Origin of the sequence: Asanoa iriomotensis, from assembly GCF_016862515.1 — a bacterium.
GTDB classification, from domain to species: domain Bacteria; phylum Actinomycetota; class Actinomycetes; order Mycobacteriales; family Micromonosporaceae; genus Asanoa; species Asanoa iriomotensis.
Window position 1 is genome coordinate 12,009 of the sequence record NZ_BONC01000035.1, and the last position, 22,006, is coordinate 34,014.

A 22,006-nucleotide genomic window follows, 5' to 3' on the forward strand; every position below is an offset into this window, starting at 1 on the left:
CGAGTGACAGTATGCGAAGGACCCGTCGACGCCCGAGGAGCAGCCATGAGCCGGGACCTGTTCGCGATCAGTCCGGTGGTGCCGGTCGTGGTCGTCGGCGACGCGGCCGACGCCGTGCCTCTCGCGGAGGCGCTGCTGCGCGGCGGGGTGGGGATCATCGAGATCACCCTGCGTACGCCCGACGCCCTCGCCGCGGTCGCGGCCGTCGCCAAGGCCGTGCCGGGGATGCGGGTCGGCGCCGGCACCGTCACCACCCCCGAGCAGGTCGAGGCCGCACGCGCGGCCGGCGCCACGTTCCTGGTCAGCCCGGGCGCGACCGGCGCGCTCGTCGACGCCGCGCTGGCGTCGGGCCTGCCGTTCCTGCCCGGCGCCGGCACCGTGAGCGAGATGCTCGCGCTGCGGGAGCGCGGGCTCGACGCGCTCAAGTTCTTCCCGGCCGAGGCCAGCGGCGGCCGGGCCTACCTGTCCTCGGTGGCCGGCCCGCTCCCGGACCTGGCGTTCTGCCCCACCGGCGGCATCGGCGCCGGCTCGGCCGCCGACTGGCTCGCGCTGCCTAACGTGGGATGCGTCGGCGGCTCCTGGCTGACCCCGGCCGACGCCGTCCGGGGCCACGACTGGGACCGGATCGAGCGGCTCGCCCGCGAGGCGACGACCCTGAGAGAGTAGAAGCGTGCACGTCGGGATCCTCGGGCCGCTGGCCGTGACCGACGACGGGCGGCCCGTCGAGGTCGGTGGCGCGCGACTGCGTGCCCTGCTGACCCGGTTGGCGCTCGACCCCGGCCGGCCGGTCGGCACCGAGGCGCTGGCCGACGCCGTCTGGGGCGACGCCCAGCCGGCCGACCTGGCCAACGCGCTGCAGTCGCTGGTGTCACGGCTGCGGCGCACGGTGCCCGGGATCCCGGTGTTGCTCGGCCCCGGCGGTTACCGGCTCGACCTCCCGACCGACGCCGTCGACGCGGAACGGTTCACCAGCCTCGCCCGCGACGGCCGCGACGCGCTGCGCGCCGGCGATCCGGAGAAGGCGGCCGGGCTGCTGCGGGACGGGCTCGCGCTCTGGCGCGGTGCGGCGCTCGCCGACCTGACCGAGGCCACGGCGGCGGCCGCGCCCACGGCCCGGCTCGAGGAGCTGCGGCTCGCCGCCGTCGAGGACCGCATCGACGCCGAGCTGCGGTTGGCGGGCCCGGCGCACCTGGTCGCCGAGCTGGACGAGCTGGCCGCGGCGCATCCGCTGCGGGAGCGGGTCTGGGCGCTGCGGCTGCGGGCGCTGGCCGCCGCGGGGCGGCCCGCCGAGGCGCTCGCGGCCTACGAGGAGTTCCGGCAGCGGCTCGCCGACGAGCTCGGCGCCGACCCGTCGACCGAGCTGCGCGAGGCCCACCTGGCCGTGTTGCGCGGCGACGAGGCGCCCCGGCCCAAGGCGCGCGCCCGTGGCAACCTGCGCGCCGCGCTCACCAGCTTCGTCGGCCGCGCCGACGAGCTCGACCGGGTCGACCGGCTGCTCGCCGACGCCCGGCTCGTCACGCTCGTCGGTCCCGGCGGCGCCGGGAAGACCCGGCTCGCCACCGTCGCGGCCGCGGCGCAGGCCGACAAGGGGCTCGACGCCGCGTGGATGGTCGAGCTGGCACCGGTCACCGATCCGGCCGACGTGCCCCAGGCCGCCCTGGTCACGATCAGCGGGCGGCTCGGGTTCGTCGACCGCAGCCGCCCGGGCAACCGGGACGCGCTGTCCCGGCTGGTCGAGGCGCTCGCACCGATCGAGGCGCTGGTCGTGCTCGACAACTGCGAGCACGTGATCGACGAGGCCGCCCGGCTCGCCGACGAGCTGCTCGCCCGCTGCCCGCGGCTGCGCATCCTGGCCACCTCGCGGGAGCCGCTGGGCATCACCGGCGAGGCGCTGTGCCCGCTGCCACCGCTCGGCCTGCCCGAGGCGCCGCGCGACGGCACGCCGGTCGACCTCGCGCTCGTCGCGGCGTACCCGTCGATCCAGCTCTTCCGTGACCGCGCCGCGGCCGTGCGGCCCGACTTCGCGCTGACGGCCGGCAACGTCGCCGACGTGGTCGAGATCTGCCGCCGGCTCGACGGCCTGCCGCTGGCGATCGAGCTGGCGGCCGCGCGGCTGCGCACCCTCTCGACGGCCCAGGTGGCGGCCCGGCTCGACGACCGGTTCCGGTTGCTGACCGGCGGCAGCCGCACCGCGCTCGAACGCCATCGCACGCTGCGGGCCGTGGTGGCGTGGAGCTGGGAGCTGCTCACCAGCGACGAACGCCGGCTCGCCGAGCGGATCTCGGTGTTCCCGTCGACGATCACCGCCGAGAGCGCGGCCGGCGTCGCCGCGCCCGAGGCGCCGGTCGACGCGGTCGCCGACCTGCTCGCCGCGCTGGTCGACAAGTCGCTGCTGCAGCTCGTCGGCGACGGCCGGTTCCGGATGCTCGAAACCATCCGGGAGTACGGCCTGGAGCGGCTGATCGAGTCCGGCGAGGCGACCCGCTACCGGTCTTCGCACGCGGCCTACTTCCTGGCGCGGGCCGAGCTGATGGAGCCACAGGTGCGCACCCGGGACCAGCTCGTCTGGCTCGACGCGTTCGACGCGGACCGGGCCAACATGATCGGCGCGCTGCACTACGCCGCGGAGGTCGACGACGCCGCGACGGCGATCCGGTTGGCGGCGGCGCTGAGCATGACGCTGACGATCAGGGGCGACAACGAGCAGGCGGTGGTGCTGCTCGGCCGGGCACTCGCGGCCAAGGGTCCGGCGCCGATCGGGCACCGGGCCGTGGTGACCACGCTCTACCTGCTCAACCGGATCTTCAGCGGCGAGTGGCCCGGTGAGCAGGCCGCGGACGAGGTGACCGCGTTGGCCGCCGCGGCGCCCCGAGGGTCGCACCCGTTCCTGCCGGTGATCGTGCCGATCCTGACGCTCTTCACCGACGACACGGAGAAGGGGCTCGCGGCGGTCGCCGCCGAACTGGACACCGCCGACCCGTTCACCAAGGGCCTGCTGCTCTCGCTGCGCGGCAGCATCAAGGAGAACGACGGCGACGCCGAAGGCATGCTGGCGGACCTGACCGCGGCGGCCGAGATCCAGCGCGGGATCGGCGAACGGTGGAGCCTCGGCATGACGCTCGGCTCGCTCGCCGACGCGCTGGTCAAACGGGGCGACCTCCCCGGCGCGACCGCCGCCCTCGAGGAGTCGGGGCGGCTGGCCCGCGAGCTCAACGCCAAGGAGGACGTCGGCTACCAGCGGATCTGGCTAGCCAACCTGCGGGCTCAGGCGGGTGACATCGCCTGGGCCCGGGCCGACATCGAGCGCCTGATCGAGGAGTCGACCGACGCCGGGTTCGCGGGCCGCACGCTGGCGTTCGCGGTGATGATGCTCGGCGAGTACGACCGCCAGGAGGGCGACTACGACAGCGCCCGGCGCCGGTACGCACAAGCCCGTGACCGGCAGCGGATGGCGCCGCTGATCGCGCCGCAGTTCGAGGGCATGCTGCAAGGTTTCGAGGCGCACCTCGCGATCGCCGAGGGCCGGCTCGCCGATGCCCGGCCGCTGGTGAGCGAGGGCATCCGGCTCGGTATGCAGGGCAAGGACATGCCGGTCATCGCGATGATCTCGGTGGCCACCGTGGCGCTGCGAGCCGCCCTGGGCGAGGACGTGAGCGCGGCCGAGACGCTCGGCGCCTCGGACTCGCTGCGCGGCAGCCCCGACCTGTCCAACGGCGACGCGAAACGGCTGGCCGAGACGCTGCGCGCGCGGCTGGGCGACGAGGCCTACGACGCCGCGTACGCCCGCGGACGCGCCCTGAGCCGGGCCGACGCGCTCGCGCTCGTCGACCCGGCCCACGACCCCCTCACACCCGGCGGCGATAGAACCTGACCGCGAGCGGTGCGAACACCACGATGATCCCCACCGACCAGAGCAGCGATTTGACGACCGTGTCGCCGACCGGGCCGCCGGTCATCAACGCCCGGGCCGCGTCCATCACGTCGGACACCGGGTTGATCTTCACCCAGGCCTGCAGCCAGCCCGGCAGCGTGTCGGTCGGCACCATCATGTTGGTGCCGAAGGTCAGCGGGAACAGCACCAGGAACGCCGTGCCCTGCACCGCGCCCGGCTCCCGCATGATCACGCCGAACAGCACGAAGATCCAGGTGATCGCGGACGCGAAGAAGATCACCAGCAGGCAGGCGGCGAGCGCCTCGAGCGGGTTCGTGCCGATCCGGAAGCCGATGGCGTAGCCGAAGCCGAGCAGCACCGCGATCGAGACCACGAACCGGGCGAGGTCGCCCAGCACCGAGCCGATCAGCGGCGCGGACCGGGCGATCGGCAGGCTGCGGAAGCGGTCGAATACGCCCTTCTTGACGTCGGTGTTGAGCGAGAAGCCGGTCGCCACCGCCGCGAACATCACGGACTGCACCATGATCGCCGGGAGCAGGAACTTCAGGTACGCGCTCTGCGAGCCGGAGATCGCCCCACCGAGCAGGTACACGAAGATCACCACGAACATCACCGGCTGCAGGGTCACGTCCAGCAGTTGCTCCGGCGTCCGGATGGTCTTGATCAGGCTGCGCCGGGCCAGCGCGAGGCTGTGCCGGGCGAGGCGGAAGGTCCGGGCCGGCGGCTGGCCGGACGGCGCGGTGCCGGTGACGGCGGGATTGCGCTCGATGGTCGTAGTCATGCCGCCACCTCCACAGCGGGCTTGCCGGTCAGGGTGAAGAAGACCTCGTCGAGGCTGGGCAGGCGCAGGGACAGCTCCATCACGCCGATCCCGGCGTCCTCGATCCGGCGCACGACGGTCGGGAAGGCCCGGTCGTCGTCGACCGGCACCGTGACCACACCGCGGCCCGGCGACTCGGGCTCGCGCCCCGCGACCGTGCCGAGGATCGTCGCGACCTCGGGCAGCCGGGCCGGATCCAGCGGCCGGACGAGGATCGTCTGCCCGCCGGCGATCTGCTTGAGCTGCGCCGGCGTGCCGTGCGCGATGACCTTGCCGTGGTCGATCACCGAGATGTCGTCGGCCAGCGCGTCGGCCTCGTCGAGGTACTGCGTGGTGAGCAGCACCGTCGAGCCGTCGTTGACCAGCGAGCGGACCACGCCCCACATGTCCTCGCGCTTGGCCGGGTCTAGCCCCGTTGTCGGCTCGTCCAGGTAGATCACCGCCGGGCGGCCGACCAGGCTCGCGGCCAGGTCGAGCCGGCGGCGCATGCCACCCGAGTACGTCTTCGCGGGCCGGTTGGCCGCCTCGGTCAGGTCGAACCACTCCAGCAGCTCGGCCGCGCGGGCCTTGGCGTCCCGGCGCCGCAGGTCGAGCAGCTCGCCGATCAGCACCAGGTTCTGTGTGCCGGTCAGGTCCTCGTCGACCGACGCGTACTGCCCGGTCAGCCCGATCAGCCGGCGCACGTCACCGGCGTCGCGGACCACGTCGTACCCCCCGACGGTGGCCCGGCCCTCGTCGGCCCGCAGCAGCGTCGCCAGGATGCGCACGGCGGTGGTCTTGCCGGCGCCGTTGGGCCCGAGCACGCCCAGCACGGTGCCCTGCTCGGCGGCCAGATCGATGCCGGCCAGGGCCGTGGTCTTCCCGAAGCGCTTGACCAGGCCCTCCGCCTGGAAAGCGAGGCTCATCGCGTTCCCCCTTGGTCGTCTTTCACGCCATCACCGTGCCGGGGCCCGCTGGCACGGCGCGCACACGGCGCTGGCACGGCCCTGCCAGCACGGCGTGCGACGTTCGGTCGGCTTTCGGTCCCGCTTGGTCCCATGGACCTCACCGACAACAACCGGAGGGGTTGCGATGAACAAGCGGATCGCGTTGGGGGTCACGTTCGCCGCCGCAGCGGCCGGTGCGGCACTGGCCGGCGGCGTCGCGTACGCGAACGACGACGCCGACGGCGCCGACCTGCGGATCAGCTACGAGCAGGTGCAGGAGACGGACTGCCCGGAGAAGACCGGCACGGCCGAGGCTGACCTGTGACCGAGGCGCACGCGGAGCTCGAGGAGGTGCTGTTCGCGGTCAAGCGGGTGATCGTCGGCCAGGACCGGCTGGTGGAGCGGCTCGCGGTCGCCCTGCTGGCCGACGGGCACTGCCTGTTGGAGGGCGTGCCCGGCGTGGCCAAGACGCTGGCCGCGCAGACCCTGGCCGAGACGGTCGGGGGCACGTTCAGCCGGGTCCAGTTCACGCCGGACCTGGTGCCCTCGGACATCGTGGGCACCAGGATCTACCGGGCGTCGACGGAGTCGTTCGACGTGGAGCTCGGTCCGGTGATGGCGAACCTGCTGCTGGCCGACGAGATCAACCGGGCGCCGGCCAAGGTGCAGTCGGCGCTGCTGGAAGCGATGGCCGAGCGGCAGGTCTCGATCGGCGGGCGGACCTTCCCCGTGCCGAGGCCGTTCCTGGTGCTGGCCACGCAGAACCCGATCGAGTCGGAGGGCGTCTACCACCTGCCCGAGGCGCAGCGGGACCGGTTCCTGATGCGGATCATCGTCGGCTACCCGACCGACGACGAGGAGCTGGGCATCCTCTACCGGATGAGCGGGGAGCGCCCGGAACCCAAGCGGGTGCTGGACCCGGCCCGGCTGCGCGAGTTGCAGGCGCAGGCGCGCGACGTGTTCGTGCACCACGCGCTGGCGGAGTACGTGGTCCGCCTCGTCGTGGCGACCCGCGACCCCGCCCGGTTCGGCGCGACGGACGTCGCACCCCGCCTGGCGTACGGCGCGAGCCCACGGGCCACCCTCGGCCTGGTCGCCGCGGCCCGGGCGCTGGCCCTGCTGCGGGGCCGGGACTACGTGCTGCCGGCCGACGTCACGGACCTCGCGGTCGACGTGCTCGCACACCGCCTGGTGCTCTCCTTCGACGCGGTCGCCGACGAGGTCACCCAGGAGTCCATCGTGGAGCGTCTGCTGACGGCGGTGCCACCGCCGAAGATCGCGCCGTACGAGGGGGAACGGGCGGTGGCGGCATGACGCTTCATCAGCTGGCGCCCGAACGTCGGCTCCGCCGGTTGGAGCTGCTCGTCACTCGGCGGCTCGACGGTCTGCTGCAGGGCCAGTATCTCGGCCTGCTGCCAGGCCCCGGTTCGGAGTTCGCGGGCTCGCGCGAGTATCGGCCCGGTGAGGACGAGGTCCGCTGGATGGACTGGGCCGTCACCGCCCGCACCAACGTGCCACACGTGCGCGAGGTCGACGCGGACCGGGAGCTGACCACCTGGATCCTGGTCGACGGCTCGGCCAGCATGGACTTCGGCACCGCGGAGATCGAGAAGCGGGAGCTGGCCGTGGCCGCGGTGGCCGCGGTCGGCTTCCTCACCGCCGGCATCGGCAATCGGCTCGGCGCGCACGTGATCGGCGGGTCGCGGCGGGTGTTCCCGGCGCGGACCGGCCGCACCCACCTGCGCGCCGTGCTCCGGGCCCTGCTCGAGGCGCCACGGGTGCCGGCCGGCGATCCGCCGACGCTGGCGTCCGCGATGTCCGGCGTGGCCAAGGCCGCCCAGCGCCGCGGTCTCGTCGTGGTGGTCTCGGACTTCCTCGACGAGTCGCCGTGGTCCGCCGAGCTGCGCCGGCTCGCCGCACGGCACCAGGTGCTCGCGGTCGAGGTCGCGGACCCGCGCGAGCTGGAGCTGCCGGACGTCGGCCTGATCACGCTCGTGGACACCGAGACCGGGCGCCGGCGCGAGGTGTCGACGGCGAGCCGGCGGTTGCGCGCCGACTACGCGGAGGCGGCGCAGGCGCAGCGGGCCGAGGTCCGCACCGCGATCCGGCAGGCCCGGGCCACCCACCTTCCACTGCGGACGGACCGGGACTGGATGGCCGACATCGTGCGGCACGTCCTGCTGCAACGGCGGCTCGCCGCGGCACCGCGACGCGGAGGTGCGGCGTGACCTTCCAGAGCCCGTGGCGACTGCTTCTCCTGATCGCCGTCGCCGCCCTGCTCGTCACGTACGTGCTGATGCGCCGCCGGCGCAGCCGGTACGCCGTGCGGTTCACCAACCTGCGCCTGCTCGACAAGGTCGCACCGGACCGCCCCGCGTGGCGGCGGCACGTGCCGGCCAGCCTGTTCCTCGCGATGCTCGCCCTGCTGGTGGTCGGCTTCGCCCGGCCGACCGACGAGGTGCGGGTGCCCCGCGAACGCGCGGTCGTCATGGTCGCCGTCGACGTGTCGCTGTCGATGACCGCGACCGACGTGGCACCCGACCGGCTCGCGGCGGCCAAGGACGCGGCCCGCGGCTTCGTCGACGGGCTGCCCGAGACGTTCAGCGTCGGCCTGGTCGGCTTCGCGGGCAGCGCCTCGGTGGTCGTGGCACCGGTCACCGACCGCGGCGTGCTGGACGCCGGCATCGAGCGGCTCGCCGACGGCGGCACGGGCCGGCAGGGCACCGCCATCGGCGAGGCCATCTACGCCTCGTTGGACGCGGCGGCCGGCGTCGACCCGGCCGACCCACCACCGGCCCGCATCGTCATCCTCTCGGACGGCTCGAACACCGCGGGCCGCGATCCGGACGAGGCGGCGGCAGCGGCGCTCGGGGCCGGCGTGCCGGTCGACACGATCGCCTTCGGCACGGCCGAGGGCACGATCAGCGGGCCTGGCGGCGGGCAGGCGGTGCCGGTCGACGGCGAGACGCTGCGGGCGGTCGCCGAGCAGGCGGCCGGCAGCTACCACGAGGCGGCCAGCGCGGGCGAGTTGCGTGCGGTCTACGACGACATCAACACCACGGTCGGCTACACCACCCAGATCCAGGACGTGTCGGCCCGGTTCATCGGCATCGCATTGGCCCTCGCGGCCCTCGCCGCGATCGCCTCGATGGTCTGGTTCGCGCGGCTCCCCTAAGTAAGCAGAGCCCCTGAAGGAGCACACCATGAGCGGCCTCGGCACCACCCCACGCGGCCCCGGGTTCGTTTCCCCCCAACTCGAACCCGGGGTCCCCACGGACCCTCCCGCCCTCGCCGGTCCGGCGGGAGGGTCCGGCCGGGGACGTTCCCGATGGCTGGTCGCCGGCCTCGCGACGGTCGGCGTCTCGGCGGCCACCGGCGCGCTGGCCGGCGGCTGGGCCGGCGACCGGGCCGCGGGCGACCCGCCACCGGCGACAGCCGCGCCGCCGCCGGCCACCGGCGCGCCGGCACCGGCCGGCACCGTGCCCGGCGACCTGGTCGGCGCGGCTGCCACCGCGCTGCCTGGCGTCGTGCAGGTGCGGGCCGGCGCGGCCGGCGGCTCCGGCTTCCTGACCGACCAGAGTGGACACATCATCACCAACAACCACGTGGTCGCCAACGCGTCGACCGTGTCCGTGGTCGGTGCCGACGGGCGCCGGCGGTCCGCCGAGGTGGTCGGCCGCGACCCGAGCAGCGACATCGCCGTGCTGCGCGTCGCGTCGACCGACGGGTTGCGGCCGCTGGCGTTCGCGGCCGGATCACCGCGGGTCGGCGAGGCCGTGCTGGCCGTCGGCTCGCCGCTGGGCCTGTCGGGGACCGTCACGGCCGGCATCGTCAGCGCCCTCGACCGTCAGGTGCGCCTCGGCGAGGGCGGCCGGCGGGCGGCCATCCAGACCGACGCCTCGATCAACCCGGGCAACTCGGGCGGTCCGCTGGTCAACACGCGCGGCGAGGTGGTCGGCGTCAACACGGCGATCGCGACGCTGGAGGGCGGGGGCAACATCGGCATCGGGTTCGCGATCCCGGTCGAGCGGGCCCGCGCCGCGGCACAGCAGATCATCAGCAGCGGTGGATAGCGTCGGGTCATGCGCTTGCTGGTGGTGGAAGACGAGGAGGACCTCGCGACGGCGGTCCGGCTGGGCCTGACCCGGGCCGGCTACGCGGTCGACGTCGCGACGGACGCCGCGGCCGCGTACGACCGGCTCTCGTACACGGCCTATGACCTGATGCTCCTCGACGTCAACCTGCCGGACTCCGACGGCTTCGCGATGTGCCGGGCGATCCGCCGCGGCGAGGTGCCGGTCGAGGGCGCCGGTGAGCTGCGGATCCTGATGCTCACCGCGCGCGGCGCCCTGCGCGACCGGGTCCGCGGCCTCGACGAGGGCGCCGACGACTACCTGGTCAAGCCGTTCGCGCTGGCCGAGTTGCTGGCCCGGGTGCGGGCGCTGCTGCGGCGCGACACCGGCGGAGCGGGCGCGGTGCTCACGGTCGGCCCGCTGACGCTGGACGCGGCCCGGCACGCGGCGACCCGCGACGGCGCGCCGCTAGCGCTGACCAACAAGGAGTTCGGCGTGCTGGAATACCTGATGACCCGCCCCGGGCGGGTCGTGCCGGCCGAGGAGCTGCTCGAGCACGTCTGGGACGAGAACGCCGACCCGTTCACCGAGACCGTCCGCGTCACCGTGGGCACGCTGCGCCGCAAGCTCGGCGGCGAGGCGATCGAGACGGTCGTCGGCCGCGGCTACCGGCTCAAGGAGGGCTGATGAAGCGGCTCACGCAGTCGATCAGGTTCCGCCTCACGGTGCTCTACTCGACGCTGCTCTTCGCGCTCGCCGCGACCGCGCTCGGCATCACCTACGTCGCGGTCGAGCGGGCCACCGACCCCAAGCCGGTCACCAAGCAGTTCGAGGCCGACCTCGTGAAGCACGGCGTCACCATCGGCACGCTGGAGGTGGCCGAGGTCGACCAGATCGAGTCGGCCGTCAACTTCGGCACCCTGCAGACCATGCGGAACTACTCGTTGTACGCGCTGGCCGGCCTGTTCGTCGCCAGCCTCGGCATCGGCTGGGTGCTCTCGGGCCGGGCGCTGCGCCCGGTCGGCGCGATCGCCCGCACCACCAGGGAGATCCAGGCGACCGACCTGTCCCGGCGCATCCGGCTCGGCGGCGCCCGCGACGAGCTGCGCGACCTGGCCGACACGATCGACTCGATGCTCGACCGGCTCGACGACGCGTTCCGCGCCCAGCGCGAGCTGATCGACGACGCCTCGCACGAGCTGCGCAGCCCGCTCGCCGTGATCCGGGCCAACCTCGACGCGTCGCTGATCGAGGCGCCCGAGGCCACCGAGGAGGAGCGCGTCCGCGCGGTCGCGGTGATCGACCGGGCCGCCACGCGGATGTCCCGGCTCGTCGAGGACCTGCTCGCCACCGCCCGCCGCGACGCCGACGGGCTGGCCGACACCGACGTCGACCTCGGCGCCGTGGCCCGCGAGGCGGGGGAGGAGTACGCCGCGGTCGCCGCCGCCAGCCAGGTGTTCCTGGCCTACGACGTGCGGCCGGGGCTCGTCTACATCGGCGACCACGACGCGCTGCGGCGAGCGGTCGGCAACCTGCTCTCCAACGCGGTGCGCCTCTCGCCGGAGGGCGGCACGGTCACCGTCGCCGCCGGGTCCGCGCCGGGCTGGCTCTGGATCGCGGTCGCCGACCACGGCCCCGGCATCGCGGCCGGCGACCAGGCCCGGGTCTTCGACCGCTTCTGGCGTGCGCCCGGCAACGGCGGCGGCCGCGACCGGCGCACCGGCCTGGGTCTCGCGATCGTCCGCCAGATCGCCGAGTCACACGGCGGCCAGGTGGCGCTGCACTCGACACCGGGCCAGGGCAGCACGTTCGTCCTCTGGCTCCCACTGTCCAACGCGGACGGTCCACCACCGGCCCACTCGCCCATCTGATACTCCGGTGCGCCGGCCGGCCACTGACACTAGGGTCGCGGCATGGAGATCCGTGGTGTGCTGCCGGCCGAAGAGTTGGCCGCCGAGGGGGTCGTCGCGGCGGCATTCGGCGAGCCACCGGACGGGCGCGTCGTGCGGATGATGCGAGCGTTGCGGGCCAGCGGAGCAGCTCGGGCGAGTCTGGTCGCCGTCGTCGACGAGGAGTTGGTCGGGCACGTCGGTCTCTCGCGCGGCTGGGTGGACGCTCGACGGGAGCTGGTCGAGGTGATGGTGCTCTCGCCGCTGTCGGTGCGTCCGGACCTCCAGCGCCGCAGCGTCGGCACCGCGTTGGTCACGGCGGCGCTGGAGACCGCCGAAGATCGTGGCGCGCCGGCCGTTTTCCTCGAGGGCAGCCCGAGCTACTACGGACGCCGCGGGTTCAGTTCCGCCTCCGCTCTTGGGTTCGACCGGCCCTCGACCCGCATCCCGGACCCGGGGTTCCAGGTGGCGCTGCTGTCGTCGCACCAGCCGTGGATGGTCGGCCGGCTGATCTATCCCGAGGCGTTCTGGATCACCGACACGGTCGGTCTGCGTGACCCTGAGCCGGAGCACTAGGTCGAGTCCCGCACCACCAGCGTCGGGCTGAAGATGACCGTGCGCGGGGAGCGGCCGGGCTCGCGGAGGCCGGCGAGCAGCAGGCGGGCCATCTCGCCGGCCATCTCCTCGACCGGCTGGCGGACCGTGGTGAGCTGTGGCCGGGCCTCGAGGGCGGCGCTGCTGTCGTCGAAGCCGACCACCGAGACGTCGCCGGGCACGTCCCGGCCGGCCTCCTGCAGCGCCCGCACGGCGCCCTCGGCCATCAGGTCGTTGGCGACGAACAGGCCGTCGAGGTCGGGGTGGGCGTCGAGCAGGGCCCGCGCGGCCGCCTCGCCGCTGGCCCGGGTGAAGTCGCCCTCGACCACGGGCGGCGCCGGCAGACCCTGGCGGGCGAGCGCGTCCCGGAAGCCGGAGAGCCGGTCCTGACCGGCCGGCATGTCCTGCGGGCCCGCGATCGTGGCGAGCCGCCGCCGGCCGCGGGCGACCAGGTGGTCGGCGGCCAGCCGCACGCCCGCGGGCTGGTCGACGTCGACGTAGCTGAGCGGCACGGGCCGCCCGGGCCGGGCGGAGAGCACGGTGGCCACGGACATCTCGGCGAGCTGGCCGGGGAACGGGTCGGCCGCGTGGCTGGAGATCAGCAGAACGCCGTCGACGTGACCCTGGCGCAGGTAGCGCAGCACCTGGTCGCGGGCCGGCGGGTCGGCCGGGATGATCACCAGGTGGATGCCCTCGGGGCGCAGCACCTCCTGCGCGCCGGCGGTGATCCGGCCGAAGTAGGGATCGGTGAACACCCGGTTGAGGAACGGCGCCGCGTATTCCAAATGGTTCGGCGGCTCGCTGATCACCAGGGCGACCGAGTCGGTGCGCCGGGTCACCAGGGAGCGCGCGGCCAGGTTGGGCACGTATCCGGTCTCCTGGATGGCCCGCTCGACCGCGGCCCGCATCCGGGGGTCGACGGTCGGGACGTCGTTGATCACCCGGGACACGGTGGCCCGCGAGACCCCGGCCGCGACCGCCACCTCGTCCAAGGTCGGCGGGCGCGCCGGTTCGGCGTGGCGGGGCGTCACGGCACCAGTTATAGCACCGGAAGGATTTCCGGAAGTTCCGTTTATCCGGCGGCTGGCGGGTGACCCCGCCGGCTCGGGTCGTCCGGGCCGGCGGGGTCGGTGGGTTCGGGTCACGGCGTTCCGTTGACGCCGCACTTGATGATGGGCCGGATGCAGTCCCGCACGCGGCGCTCCATCTCCTCAACGGGCCAGGCGTTGAAGAAGTCGCCGTGCATGGTGAACCCGCGACCGGACGCGAGCCGGATCCGGGCCGGGTCACCGTTGACCGGGTACCGCAGCACCTGCCGCAGCTTCGGCACGGGCACCGGGTGGGTGCTCGGGCAGTCGCCGTTGACCGGGTACGCCATGTGGCTCTTGTGGTTCGGCGAGTCCAGGTCGACGCCGTTCCAGCACTGCGGGAAGTCCAGATAGGACTCCAGCATGCTGCCGGCCGGGCAGGTGACGAAGTCCTTGCCGGCACCCACCTCGTTGTGGTGCAGGCACGACCACCGGGAGATGGTGGTCGCGTCCGGCGCGGTCGCCTGCGCGTTGCCCGCGACGATCCGCAGGCCCAGCGGCAACGACTGGATGCGGGCGGTCACGTCGGGCCGCACGCCCTCGCCGAGGTAGTAGAAGATGCCGGTGACCGGCTCGACCGGCTGGTTGTCCCAGTAGAGCGTGGGCACCCAGTAGGACGACAGGTCGATGCTCGGGTTGCAGTTGCTGGTGCCGGACTGCAGGTCGCCGAGGTTGGTGTAGGCGTTGACGTTGCGGGCGCCGAAGAAGCTGTGCATGTGCGAGGCGCCCGGCAGGCCCGGGAAGACGATCGGGTCGTCGGGGAGCCGGTGCGAGAACGGGCAGTCCGCGAGGAACTCGGACACCCGGACGATCGGCCCGGTCGGTGGCGGCGGTGGTGCCGCGCCGCCGACCCCGTACACCTGGAACTCCCAGAGCGAGACGCCCCACTGGGTGGCCCGCCGGGTGGTGTTGATCCGCACGTAGCGGCCGCTGCCCGAGACCGTCAGGTCCTGGTTGCCGCCGGTGGCGGTGGTGGTGCTGTAGACGGTCGTCCAGCTCGTGCCGGTGGCCGAGGTCGCGATGGTGTACGCCGTGGCGTATGCGGCCTCCCAGCGCAGCACCACCCGGCTGATCGTGGCGCTGGCACCGAGGTCGACCTGCAGCCACTGCGGGTCGCTGAACGCGCTCGCCCAGCGGGTGCCGTTGTTGCCGTCGACCGCGTTGGCGGCGGGCGTGCCGCCGTTCTCGGTCGAGGACGCGCTGGCCGCGCGGCCCTGTGAGATGAGCGGGTCGGCCGCGACCGCGTCGCCCGCGGCGGCCACCAGGTAGCCACCGAGCAGCAGCACGAGCACGGCGGCGAAGCTTCCTGTTCGTCGCATGGCAGCTCCTAGTTCTGGTAGACCCGGACGTAGTCGACGAGCATCCGGGACGGGAACGGGGTCGTGCCGTCGACGGGACCAGGGAAGTCGCCGCCGACCGCGAGGTTGAGGATCACGTAGAAGGGGTGGTCGAAGACCCACGGTCCGCGGGTCGCCTCGACGGTCGCCTTGCTGGCCACGAACACCGTGGTCCCGTCGAGCTTGAACGTCATGCCCTTGCTGTCCCACTCGACCGCCCAGACGTGGAAGTCGTTGGCCAGGTCGACACCGCCGGGCGCGGTGTACTTCTGGCCGTAGCCGGCGCCGCCGTTGTAGGCCGGCGCGTGCAGGGTCGAGTAGCCCTCGAGCGTGTTGCGGCCGAGGACCTCCATGATGTCGATCTCGCCGTTGTAGGGCCACGGGCGCCCGGTGAGGAAGTCGGCGCCCATCATCCAGAACGCCGGCCACAGGCCGTTGCCCTTGGGCACCTTGACCCGGGCCTCGATCCGGCCGTACTGGACGTGGAACTTGTTGCCGGTGTTCATCCGGTGCGAGGTGTAGTCGCGGCCGCCGGCGGTCTCCCGCCGCGCCTCGATGACCAGCGACCCGGCACCGTCCATGTTGGCGTTGTTGTTGTTCGTGTAGTACTGGATCTCGTTGTTCTGCCCGGTACCCGGGTCGATCGTCCACTTGGCAGGATCGGGCTTGGTGCCGGCCGCGCCGTTGAACTCGTCGCTCCACACCAGACGGTTGGCGGGGAACGTCGGGTCCGGCGGCATGGCGGGCGGCGCGGTCGGGTTGCCGCCGGTGCCGTACACCTTGAACTCCCACAGCGAGTAGCCGTAGGTGCTGGACCGGGCGGTGCCGTACATCCGGACGTAGCGGCCGGTGCCGGTGACGTTGAGCGTCTCCTTGAAGCCGGCGCCGGTGGTGGTCGAGTAGATGGTGGTCCAGGTGGTGGCGTTCGGCGAGACCTGGATCTGGTACGCCCGCGCGAACGCGGGATCCCACTGCAGCACGACCTGCGTGATGCCGGCCGTGGCGCCCAGGTCGACGTAGATCCAGCCGGGGTCGACCCACCCCGCGGGTGCGCTGGTGGCCCAGCGGCTGGCCGGGTCGTTGTCGAACGCCCGCGCCGGCGTGCACTCCCAGCAGGCGCCGTCGTTCTGGTAGGTGCTGGCGACCGCGGGCTTGTTGTAGGACAGCAGCCGCACGTCACCGCTCGGCGGCGGGTCGGTGGGCGGCGGGTCCGTTGGCGGGTTGGTCGGTCCGCCGCTACCGGTACGGACCTGGAACTCCCAGAGCGAGTAGCCCCAGGCGGTGCCCCGCGCGGTGCCGTAGACCCGCACGTAGCGCCCGGAGCCGGAAACCGTCAGCGTCTGCGTGCCACCGGCGCCCGTGGTCGTGGAGTAGACCGAGGTCCAGGTGGTGCCGTCGACCGAGGTCTGCACCTGGAACGCCCGCCCGTAGGCGGCCTCCCACTGCAGCGTGACACCGCAGATCGACTGGGTGGAGCCGAGGTCGACCGACAGCCACTGCGGGTCGGAGGCGGCGCTGGACCAGCGGGTGCCGGCGTTGCCGTCGACCGCGGAGCTGGCCGGGAACGTCGCGCTCTGTGTGGACGAGGCGGTGGCGGGCCGGCCGAGTGCGGCGTTCGCGGTGCCGCAGCCGCCGGTCGCGCCGGTGCTGCCGTACACCTGGAACTCCCAGAGCGAGACACCGTATCCGGTGGCCTTGGCGGTGGCGTTGACCCGCACGTAGCGGCCGCTGCCGCTGACCGTGAGGTCCTGCACGCCACCCGTGCCGTTGGTCGTGGTGTGTACGACGGTCCAGGTCGTGCCGTTGGCGGAGGTCTGCACCGTGAACGCGGTCGCGTACGCGGCCTCCCAGTTGAGCACGACCCGGCTGATCGTGGCGGTGGCGCCGAGGTCGACCTGCACCCACTGCGGCACGTTGAACGTGCTCGACCAGCGGGTGCCGGTGTTGCCGTCGACGGCGGCGGACGCCGGGGTGCCGGCGTTCTCGGTCGAGGAGGCGGTCGCCGGCGCACCCTGCGAGATCAGGGGATCGGCGGCCGCCGCGGTCACCCCGGTGACCACCAGGAATCCGGCTAACAGCGCGAGGGCGGCGCCGCCGGCTGCGGCCAGGCGCCATCGTCGGCCGGGCAGGACCCGACTCATGTAGGTCTCCTTTACGTGGGACGGGACGTAAAGAAAGCGCTCTCTTGGCCGGACACTCTGACGGGTCACCCAGAGCGTGTCAATGGCTGACGAACGTCGATGGCGTATGGCGGCGAACCTGGGCTGATTCGCGAACCTCGATCTATTGACTGTGTCCGCCGACCCGGGCACGGTTAGGGAAGCGCTCTCCGAACCGGGTCTTGCAGCATGTAACGAAACCGCAACGGATCCTTGACATGGCGCTCACGTTCCTCGATGGTCGGGAACCAAGTGAGAGCGCTCTCTCTCATCCGGCGACCCGCACCCCCATCACCACACCACGTCCCAGACTCAGATCCACCCCGTGGCCGCCGATCGCGACACCTGCCGTGGAGAGCGCTCTCCAAGCCCTGCCCTCACAACCGATCGCCTGGAGGAGTCCATGCGCAGGTTCACCGCGATCGTTCCGATCATGGTTGTCGCCCTTGCGGCGGCGGCGTGCGGGAGCGATGACGGCGACAACCAAGCTGCCGACGACGGTCCGGTCAGTCTGACCATCGCGACGTTCGGCGAGTTCGGATACAAGGAGCTCTACGACGAGTACCAGAAGCTCCACCCGAACGTGAAGATCACCGAGCGGATCACCAAGACCGAGGACCATCACAAGAACCTGGCCGCCCACCTCGCCACCAACACCGGCGCCGCCGACATCGAGGCGCTGGAAGAGGGCTGGATCGGGCAGTTCACCGCCAACGCGTCCAAGTTCGTCGACCTCAACGAGCTCGGCGCCGGCGACATCAAGTCGCAGTGGCCCGAGTGGAAGTGGAACGTCGCGACGTCCAAGGACGGCAAGACGATCGGTCTCGGCACCGACGTCGGCGGCATGGCCATGTGCTACCGCGTCGACCTGTTCAAGAAGGCCGGCCTGCCCACCGACCGCGCCGAGGTCTCGAAGCTCTGGCCCACGTGGGACCAGTACATCGAGACCGGCAAGAAGTTCGAGGCGGCCAAGGTGCCGGGCGCGCACTTCTTCGACGGCCCGACGGTCATGTACCGGTCGATCCTCGGCCAGGCGCCGGTCGGCCTCTACGACGGCGACAACGTCGTGGTCGACAGCAACCCCGAGGTGAAGAAGGCGTTCGACCTTTCCGCGCTGGCCGTGACCTCCGGCCTGTCGGCCCGCGCCGAGGCGTGGACCCCGGCCTGGAACGCCGGCTTCGCCAAGGGCACGTTCGCCACGCTGGGCTGCCCCTCGTGGATGATGGCCTACATCCAGACCCAGGCGAAGGACGCCTCGGGCAAGTGGGACATCGCCGACGTTCCCGGTGGTGGCGGCAACTGGGGCGGCTCCTGGCTGACCGTGCCCAAGCAGAGCAAGCACCAGAAGCAGGCGTACGAGCTGGCCAAGTGGCTGACCGCGCCCGAGCAGCAGGCCAAGGTCTTCCAGAAGTACGGCAACTTCCCGTCGACCGTGACCCTCTACGAGGACGCGGTGATCAAGGACTTCGTGAACCCGTACTTCAACAACGCTCCGGTCGGCCAGATCTTCTCCAAGTCGGTGTCGACGATGAAGCCGCAGTACCTGGGCCCGAAGGCCGGCGACATCAACACCCAGATCATCAACGGCCTGACCCGGATCGAGCAGGGCAAGCAGAACCCTGACCAGTCCTGGCAGCAGGTCCTGACCGACGTCAAGGCGCTCCTGTAAACCAGATCCCCGCTCGCCTGGTCCCGGTGCGCTCCCGCGCCCGGGACCACGGCGCGCACCCAAGCAAATCGGAGGTGACGGGGATGACCCAGCTGGTGACGGACGGGTCGGCGGGTGAGCGGTTGTCGCCGCGCCGGAGCCTGCTGCACCGCCTCGACGTCAAGGGCTCGCCCTACCTGTACATCGCGCCGTTCTTCCTGCTCTTCCTGGGGTTCGGCGTCTTCCCGCTGATCTTCACGGCCTGGGTCTCGCTGCACGAGTGGAGCCTGCTCTCCGACGAGCACCCGTGGATCGGCTTCGGCAACTACACCGCGCTCTGGGCGGACCCGGCGTTCTGGAACGCACTCTGGAACACCGCGTCGATCTGGGTGCTCTCCACGGTGCCGCAGCTGCTGATGGCGCTGGTCCTGGCGCACATCCTCAACCAGCGGCTGCGCGGGCAGACGTTCTGGCGGATGAGCGCGCTGGTTCCCAACATCACCAGCGTCGCGGCCGTGGCCATCATCTTCAGCCAGCTCTTCGGCCGCGACTACGGGCTGATCAACTGGGTGCTCGGTGTGTTCGGCATCGACAAGGTGGACTGGACCGCGAACTCGTGGAGCTCGCACCTCGCCGTGTCGCTGATGATCATCTGGCGGTGGACCGGCTACAACGCGCTGATCTACCTGGCCGCGATGCAGGCGGTGCCCAAGGAGCTCTACGACTCGGCGTCCCTCGACGGCGCGACCAGCTTCCAGCAGCTCCGCAAGATCACGGTGCCGGCGATCCGGCCGACGATCATCTTCACGGTCATCATCTCGTCGATCGGCGGCATGCAGGTGCTCGCCGAACCGCTGCTGTTCGGCGGCAACGGGTTGACCGGCGGCTCCGACCGCCAGTTCCAGACCCTCGCGCTCTACCTCTACGAGGTCGCGTTCGGCCGGTTCGACTTCGGCTACGCGTCCGCCAGCTCCTGGGTCATGTTCCTGATCATCGTCATCGTCGCGGCGATCAACTTCGCGCTGACCAGCCGGCTTCGGAGGAGCTGATGGCCACTACCCTCGCACCGCCGCCCCACCGGGTCAGCCACACGTCGAGCCCCCGCCGGCGGCGGCTGCGCCGCTCGTTCCGCCGCCGGCCGGGCAAGCTCACCTACCTGATGCTGACGGCGATCGCGTTCTTCTCGTTCTTCCCGCTCTACTGGTCGGTGGTCGTCGCCTCACAGGACAACAGCGCGCTCGGCAAGGTGCCGCCGCCGATGCTGCTCGGCGGCAACCTCTGGTTCAACCTCAAGCGGGCGTTCACGATGGTCCCGTTCGAGCAGGCGCTGATCAACTCGTTCATCGTCTCCGGCGCCATCACGATCAGCGTGGTGCTCTTCTCGACGCTGGCCGGCTTCGCGTTCGCCAAGCTGCGCTTCCGCGGCCGCAACATCCTGCTGCTGAGCATCATCGCGACGATGATGGTCCCGACCACCCTCGGCATCATCCCGCTCTACATGCTGATGGCGAAGATCGAGTGGACGGGCACGATCTACGCGGTCATCGTCCCGGCGATGGTCAACGGCTTCGGCGTCTTCTTCATGACGCAGTACCTGTCCGAAGCCGTACCCACCGAGCTGCTGGAGGCCGGCCGCGTCGACGGTTGCTCGACGATCCGGCTGTTCTGGCACGTGGTGCTGCCGGCGGCACGGCCGGCGGCGGCGGTGCTCGGCATGCTGACGTTCCTCACCGCCTGGAACGACTTCTTCTGGCCACTGGTCGTGCTGACGCCGGAGGATCCGACCGTCCAGGTCGTGCTCTCCACGCTGTCCGCCGGCCGGATCACGGACTACTCGCTGTCGCTGACCGGCGCCCTGATCGCGATCCTGCCGCTGCTCGTCGTCTTCGTCCTGCTCGGCAAACAGATCATCGGAGGCATCATGCAAGGAGCCGTCAAGGGATGACCATCGTCGAGGAAGCCACCGACGCCCATCTGCTGCGGTTCCCGGAGGGGTTCCGGTGGGGTGCGGCCACCGCGGCCTACCAGATCGAGGGCGCGGCACAGGCCGACGGGCGCTCACCGTCCATCTGGGACACCTTCGCGCGTACGCCCGGCAAGGTCGACGCCGGACACAGCGGGGACGTCGCCTGCGACCACTACCACCGGTTCGCCGACGACGTCGCGCTGATGGCCGAGCTGGGCCTGGGCACCTACCGGTTCTCGGTCGCGTGGCCGCGGATCAAGCCGGACGGCAGCGGCCCGGTCAACCCCCGCGGCCTCGACTTCTACGACCGGCTCGTGGACGCCCTGCTGGCCGCCGGCATCGAGCCGATGGCCACGCTCTACCACTGGGACCTGCCGCAGGTGCTGGAGGACCGGGGCGGCTGGACCAACCGCGACACCGCCTACCACTTCGCCGAGCTGGCCGCCGCGACGGTGGCCCGGCTCGGCGACCGGGTCGGCACGTGGACCACGCTCAACGAGCCGTGGTGCTCGGCGTTCCTGGGCTACGCCAGCGGCGCGCACGCGCCCGGCCGGCGCGACCCGCGGTCGGCCTTCGAGGCCACCCACCACCTGCTGCTGGCACACGGCCTCGGCGTCACGGCGCTGCGGGCCGGTGGAGCGCGGGAGGTGGCGCTCACGCTCAACCTGACCCGGGTGACGCCACGCGACCCGGCCGACCGGCACGACGTGGCGGCGGCCGAGCTGGTGGACGGGCTGCAGAACCGGATCTTCCTGGACCCGGTGCTCAAGGGTGGCTACCCCGACGACATGCGGGCGCTGTTCGACCGGTTCGGGGCCGCCGGGGTCATCCACGACGGCGACCAGGCCGCCATCGCCGCGCCGATCGACCTGCTGGGCGTCAACTACTACCAGCCGTCACTGGTGGCCGCCCAGGTCGGTGCGCCGCCCAACCCCTGCTACCCGGGCAGCGAAGGCGTGATCTACCCGGCGCAGGACACCCCGGTGACCGCGATGGACTGGCCGGTCGACCCGACCGGACTGGGCGACCTGCTGGTCCGGCTGTCGGTCGACTATCCGGGCACGCCGCTGATCGTCACGGAGAACGGTGCGTCCTACGTGGACACTCTGGTCGACGGGCGGGTGGCCGACGCGGCCCGGATCGAGTACTTCGACGGCCACGTGCGCGCGGTGCACGACGCGATCCGCCGGGGCGCCGACATGCGCGGCTACCTCGCGTGGTCGCTGCTCGACAACTTCGAGTGGGCGTACGGCTACGACAAGCGCTTCGGCCTGGTCTACGTCGACTACGCCACCCAGGCCCGGGTGCCCAAGGACAGCGCACTCTGGTTCCGCGACGTCATCCGCCGCAACGCGGTCTGACGCTAGGGGACGGTCCGGTCGATCGCGGCCGGGCCGTCCTCGTCGAGCTCCTCCTTGGCGCGCGCGACGTTGCGGGGTGTGGGGTCCTTGCCCTCGGCCGCGGCGAGGTCCTCCGGGTCCCAGGGCTGCTCGGCTCCGGTGCGCGGCTGCCAGGTCGGCTCCCGCCGTTCATCATTCATGCGTGGGCACATACCCGGGCGCGGCCCTGATATACCGCATCGCCCGGGGGCTGTACTGTCGTGCCTCGTCGCGA

20 protein-coding genes are annotated in these 22,006 nt (G+C 72.3%); 14 read left to right on the forward strand and 6 right to left on the reverse strand.

Annotated elements, in window-relative coordinates:
- Positions 1-45: 45 nt before the first annotated feature.
- Together eda and Air01nite_RS23590 are read left to right on the forward strand one after the other, a co-directional pair.
- Complete coding sequence (gene eda / locus Air01nite_RS23585) at positions 46-666, forward strand: bifunctional 4-hydroxy-2-oxoglutarate aldolase/2-dehydro-3-deoxy-phosphogluconate aldolase (protein WP_203705276.1); 621 nt, start codon at positions 46-48, stop codon at positions 664-666.
- A gap of 4 nt (positions 667-670) precedes the next feature.
- Complete coding sequence (locus tag Air01nite_RS23590; RefSeq protein WP_203705278.1) at positions 671-3,871, forward strand: AfsR/SARP family transcriptional regulator; 3,201 nt, start codon at positions 671-673, stop codon at positions 3,869-3,871.
- Here the strand turns inward: Air01nite_RS23590 and Air01nite_RS23595 are convergent.
- Together Air01nite_RS23595 and Air01nite_RS23600 are read right to left on the reverse strand one after the other, a co-directional pair.
- The gene (locus Air01nite_RS23595) at positions 3,846-4,673 is read right to left on the reverse strand and encodes an ABC transporter permease (protein WP_203705279.1); all 828 of its coding nucleotides are present in this window, start codon (positions 4,671-4,673) and stop codon (positions 3,846-3,848) included. The two genes, Air01nite_RS23590 and Air01nite_RS23595, sit on opposite strands and share 26 nt — an antisense overlap.
- Positions 4,670-5,617: an ATP-binding cassette domain-containing protein gene (locus Air01nite_RS23600; RefSeq protein ID WP_203705280.1), complete on the reverse strand. Its 948-nt coding sequence runs from the start codon at positions 5,615-5,617 to the stop codon at positions 4,670-4,672. Before Air01nite_RS23600 ends, Air01nite_RS23595 begins: the two co-directional genes overlap by 4 nt.
- Before the next feature lie 166 nt (positions 5,618-5,783).
- Between Air01nite_RS23600 and Air01nite_RS23605 the strand changes: the two genes are divergently transcribed.
- The 8 genes from Air01nite_RS23605 to Air01nite_RS23640 are packed head-to-tail and all read left to right on the forward strand — an operon-like array spanning position 5,784 to position 12,176.
- A complete protein-coding gene (locus tag Air01nite_RS23605; protein ID WP_203705281.1) occupies positions 5,784-5,963 on the forward strand; it encodes a hypothetical protein in 180 nt (59 codons plus the stop codon).
- The gene (locus Air01nite_RS23610; RefSeq protein ID WP_203705282.1) at positions 5,960-6,952 is read left to right on the forward strand and encodes an AAA family ATPase; all 993 of its coding nucleotides are present in this window, start codon (positions 5,960-5,962) and stop codon (positions 6,950-6,952) included. The genes Air01nite_RS23605 and Air01nite_RS23610 overlap by 4 nt, the downstream gene beginning before the upstream one ends.
- Entirely contained in the window at positions 6,949-7,866 is a 918-nt protein-coding gene (locus Air01nite_RS23615; RefSeq protein ID WP_203705283.1) for a DUF58 domain-containing protein, read from the forward strand. Before Air01nite_RS23610 ends, Air01nite_RS23615 begins: the two co-directional genes overlap by 4 nt.
- The gene (locus Air01nite_RS23620; protein ID WP_203705286.1) at positions 7,863-8,813 is read left to right on the forward strand and encodes a VWA domain-containing protein; all 951 of its coding nucleotides are present in this window, start codon (positions 7,863-7,865) and stop codon (positions 8,811-8,813) included. The genes Air01nite_RS23615 and Air01nite_RS23620 overlap by 4 nt, the downstream gene beginning before the upstream one ends.
- 28 nt (positions 8,814-8,841) lie before the next feature.
- Positions 8,842-9,711, forward strand: a complete 870-nt coding sequence (locus Air01nite_RS23625; RefSeq protein ID WP_203705289.1) for a S1C family serine protease — start codon at positions 8,842-8,844, stop codon at positions 9,709-9,711.
- Positions 9,712-9,720: 9 nt separating this feature from the next.
- Positions 9,721-10,398 (forward strand): response regulator transcription factor, encoded by a 678-nt coding sequence (locus Air01nite_RS23630; RefSeq protein ID WP_203705292.1) that lies wholly within the window; start codon positions 9,721-9,723, stop codon positions 10,396-10,398.
- Positions 10,398-11,582 (forward strand): sensor histidine kinase, encoded by a 1,185-nt coding sequence (locus Air01nite_RS23635; protein ID WP_203705294.1) that lies wholly within the window; start codon positions 10,398-10,400, stop codon positions 11,580-11,582. Before Air01nite_RS23630 ends, Air01nite_RS23635 begins: the two co-directional genes overlap by 1 nt.
- Positions 11,583-11,624: 42 nt before the next feature.
- Positions 11,625-12,176: a GNAT family N-acetyltransferase gene (locus Air01nite_RS23640; RefSeq protein ID WP_203705295.1), complete on the forward strand. Its 552-nt coding sequence runs from the start codon at positions 11,625-11,627 to the stop codon at positions 12,174-12,176.
- On the opposite strand, the gene Air01nite_RS23645 is transcribed toward Air01nite_RS23640, so the two are convergent.
- The 3 genes from Air01nite_RS23645 to Air01nite_RS23655 all read right to left on the reverse strand — a co-directional run bounded on the left by Air01nite_RS23645 (position 12,173) and on the right by Air01nite_RS23655 (position 16,760).
- Positions 12,173-13,225: a LacI family DNA-binding transcriptional regulator gene (locus Air01nite_RS23645; RefSeq protein ID WP_239090909.1), complete on the reverse strand. Its 1,053-nt coding sequence runs from the start codon at positions 13,223-13,225 to the stop codon at positions 12,173-12,175. The two genes, Air01nite_RS23640 and Air01nite_RS23645, sit on opposite strands and share 4 nt — an antisense overlap.
- 110 nt (positions 13,226-13,335) lie before the next feature.
- A complete protein-coding gene (locus Air01nite_RS23650) occupies positions 13,336-14,601 on the reverse strand; it encodes a DUF1996 domain-containing protein (protein WP_239090910.1) in 1,266 nt (421 codons plus the stop codon).
- An 8-nt stretch (positions 14,602-14,609) separates the two neighbouring features.
- Entirely contained in the window at positions 14,610-16,760 is a 2,151-nt protein-coding gene (locus Air01nite_RS23655) for a discoidin domain-containing protein (RefSeq protein ID WP_203705296.1), read from the reverse strand.
- Positions 16,761-17,211: 451 nt separating this feature from the next.
- On the opposite strand from Air01nite_RS23655, the gene Air01nite_RS23660 reads away from it, so the two are divergent.
- The 4 genes from Air01nite_RS23660 (at position 17,212) to Air01nite_RS23675 (ending at position 21,753) form a co-directional block, all read left to right on the forward strand.
- Positions 17,212-18,447, forward strand: a complete 1,236-nt coding sequence (locus tag Air01nite_RS23660; protein WP_239090911.1) for an ABC transporter substrate-binding protein — start codon at positions 17,212-17,214, stop codon at positions 18,445-18,447.
- A gap of 83 nt (positions 18,448-18,530) precedes the next feature.
- On the forward strand, positions 18,531-19,475 hold the full coding sequence (locus Air01nite_RS23665) for a carbohydrate ABC transporter permease (RefSeq protein ID WP_203705298.1): 945 nt from the start codon (positions 18,531-18,533) through the stop codon (positions 19,473-19,475).
- Positions 19,476-19,540: 65 nt separating this feature from the next.
- Entirely contained in the window at positions 19,541-20,371 is an 831-nt protein-coding gene (locus tag Air01nite_RS23670) for a carbohydrate ABC transporter permease (protein ID WP_373310451.1), read from the forward strand.
- Entirely contained in the window at positions 20,368-21,753 is a 1,386-nt protein-coding gene (locus Air01nite_RS23675) for a GH1 family beta-glucosidase (protein ID WP_203705300.1), read from the forward strand. Before Air01nite_RS23670 ends, Air01nite_RS23675 begins: the two co-directional genes overlap by 4 nt.
- A gap of 2 nt (positions 21,754-21,755) precedes the next feature.
- Here Air01nite_RS23675 and Air01nite_RS23680 read toward each other — a convergent pair whose 3' ends face one another.
- Positions 21,756-21,932, reverse strand: coding sequence for a hypothetical protein (locus Air01nite_RS23680; protein ID WP_203705303.1), 177 nt, complete (start codon positions 21,930-21,932; stop codon positions 21,756-21,758).
- Between the last annotated feature and the right edge of the window lie 74 nt (positions 21,933-22,006).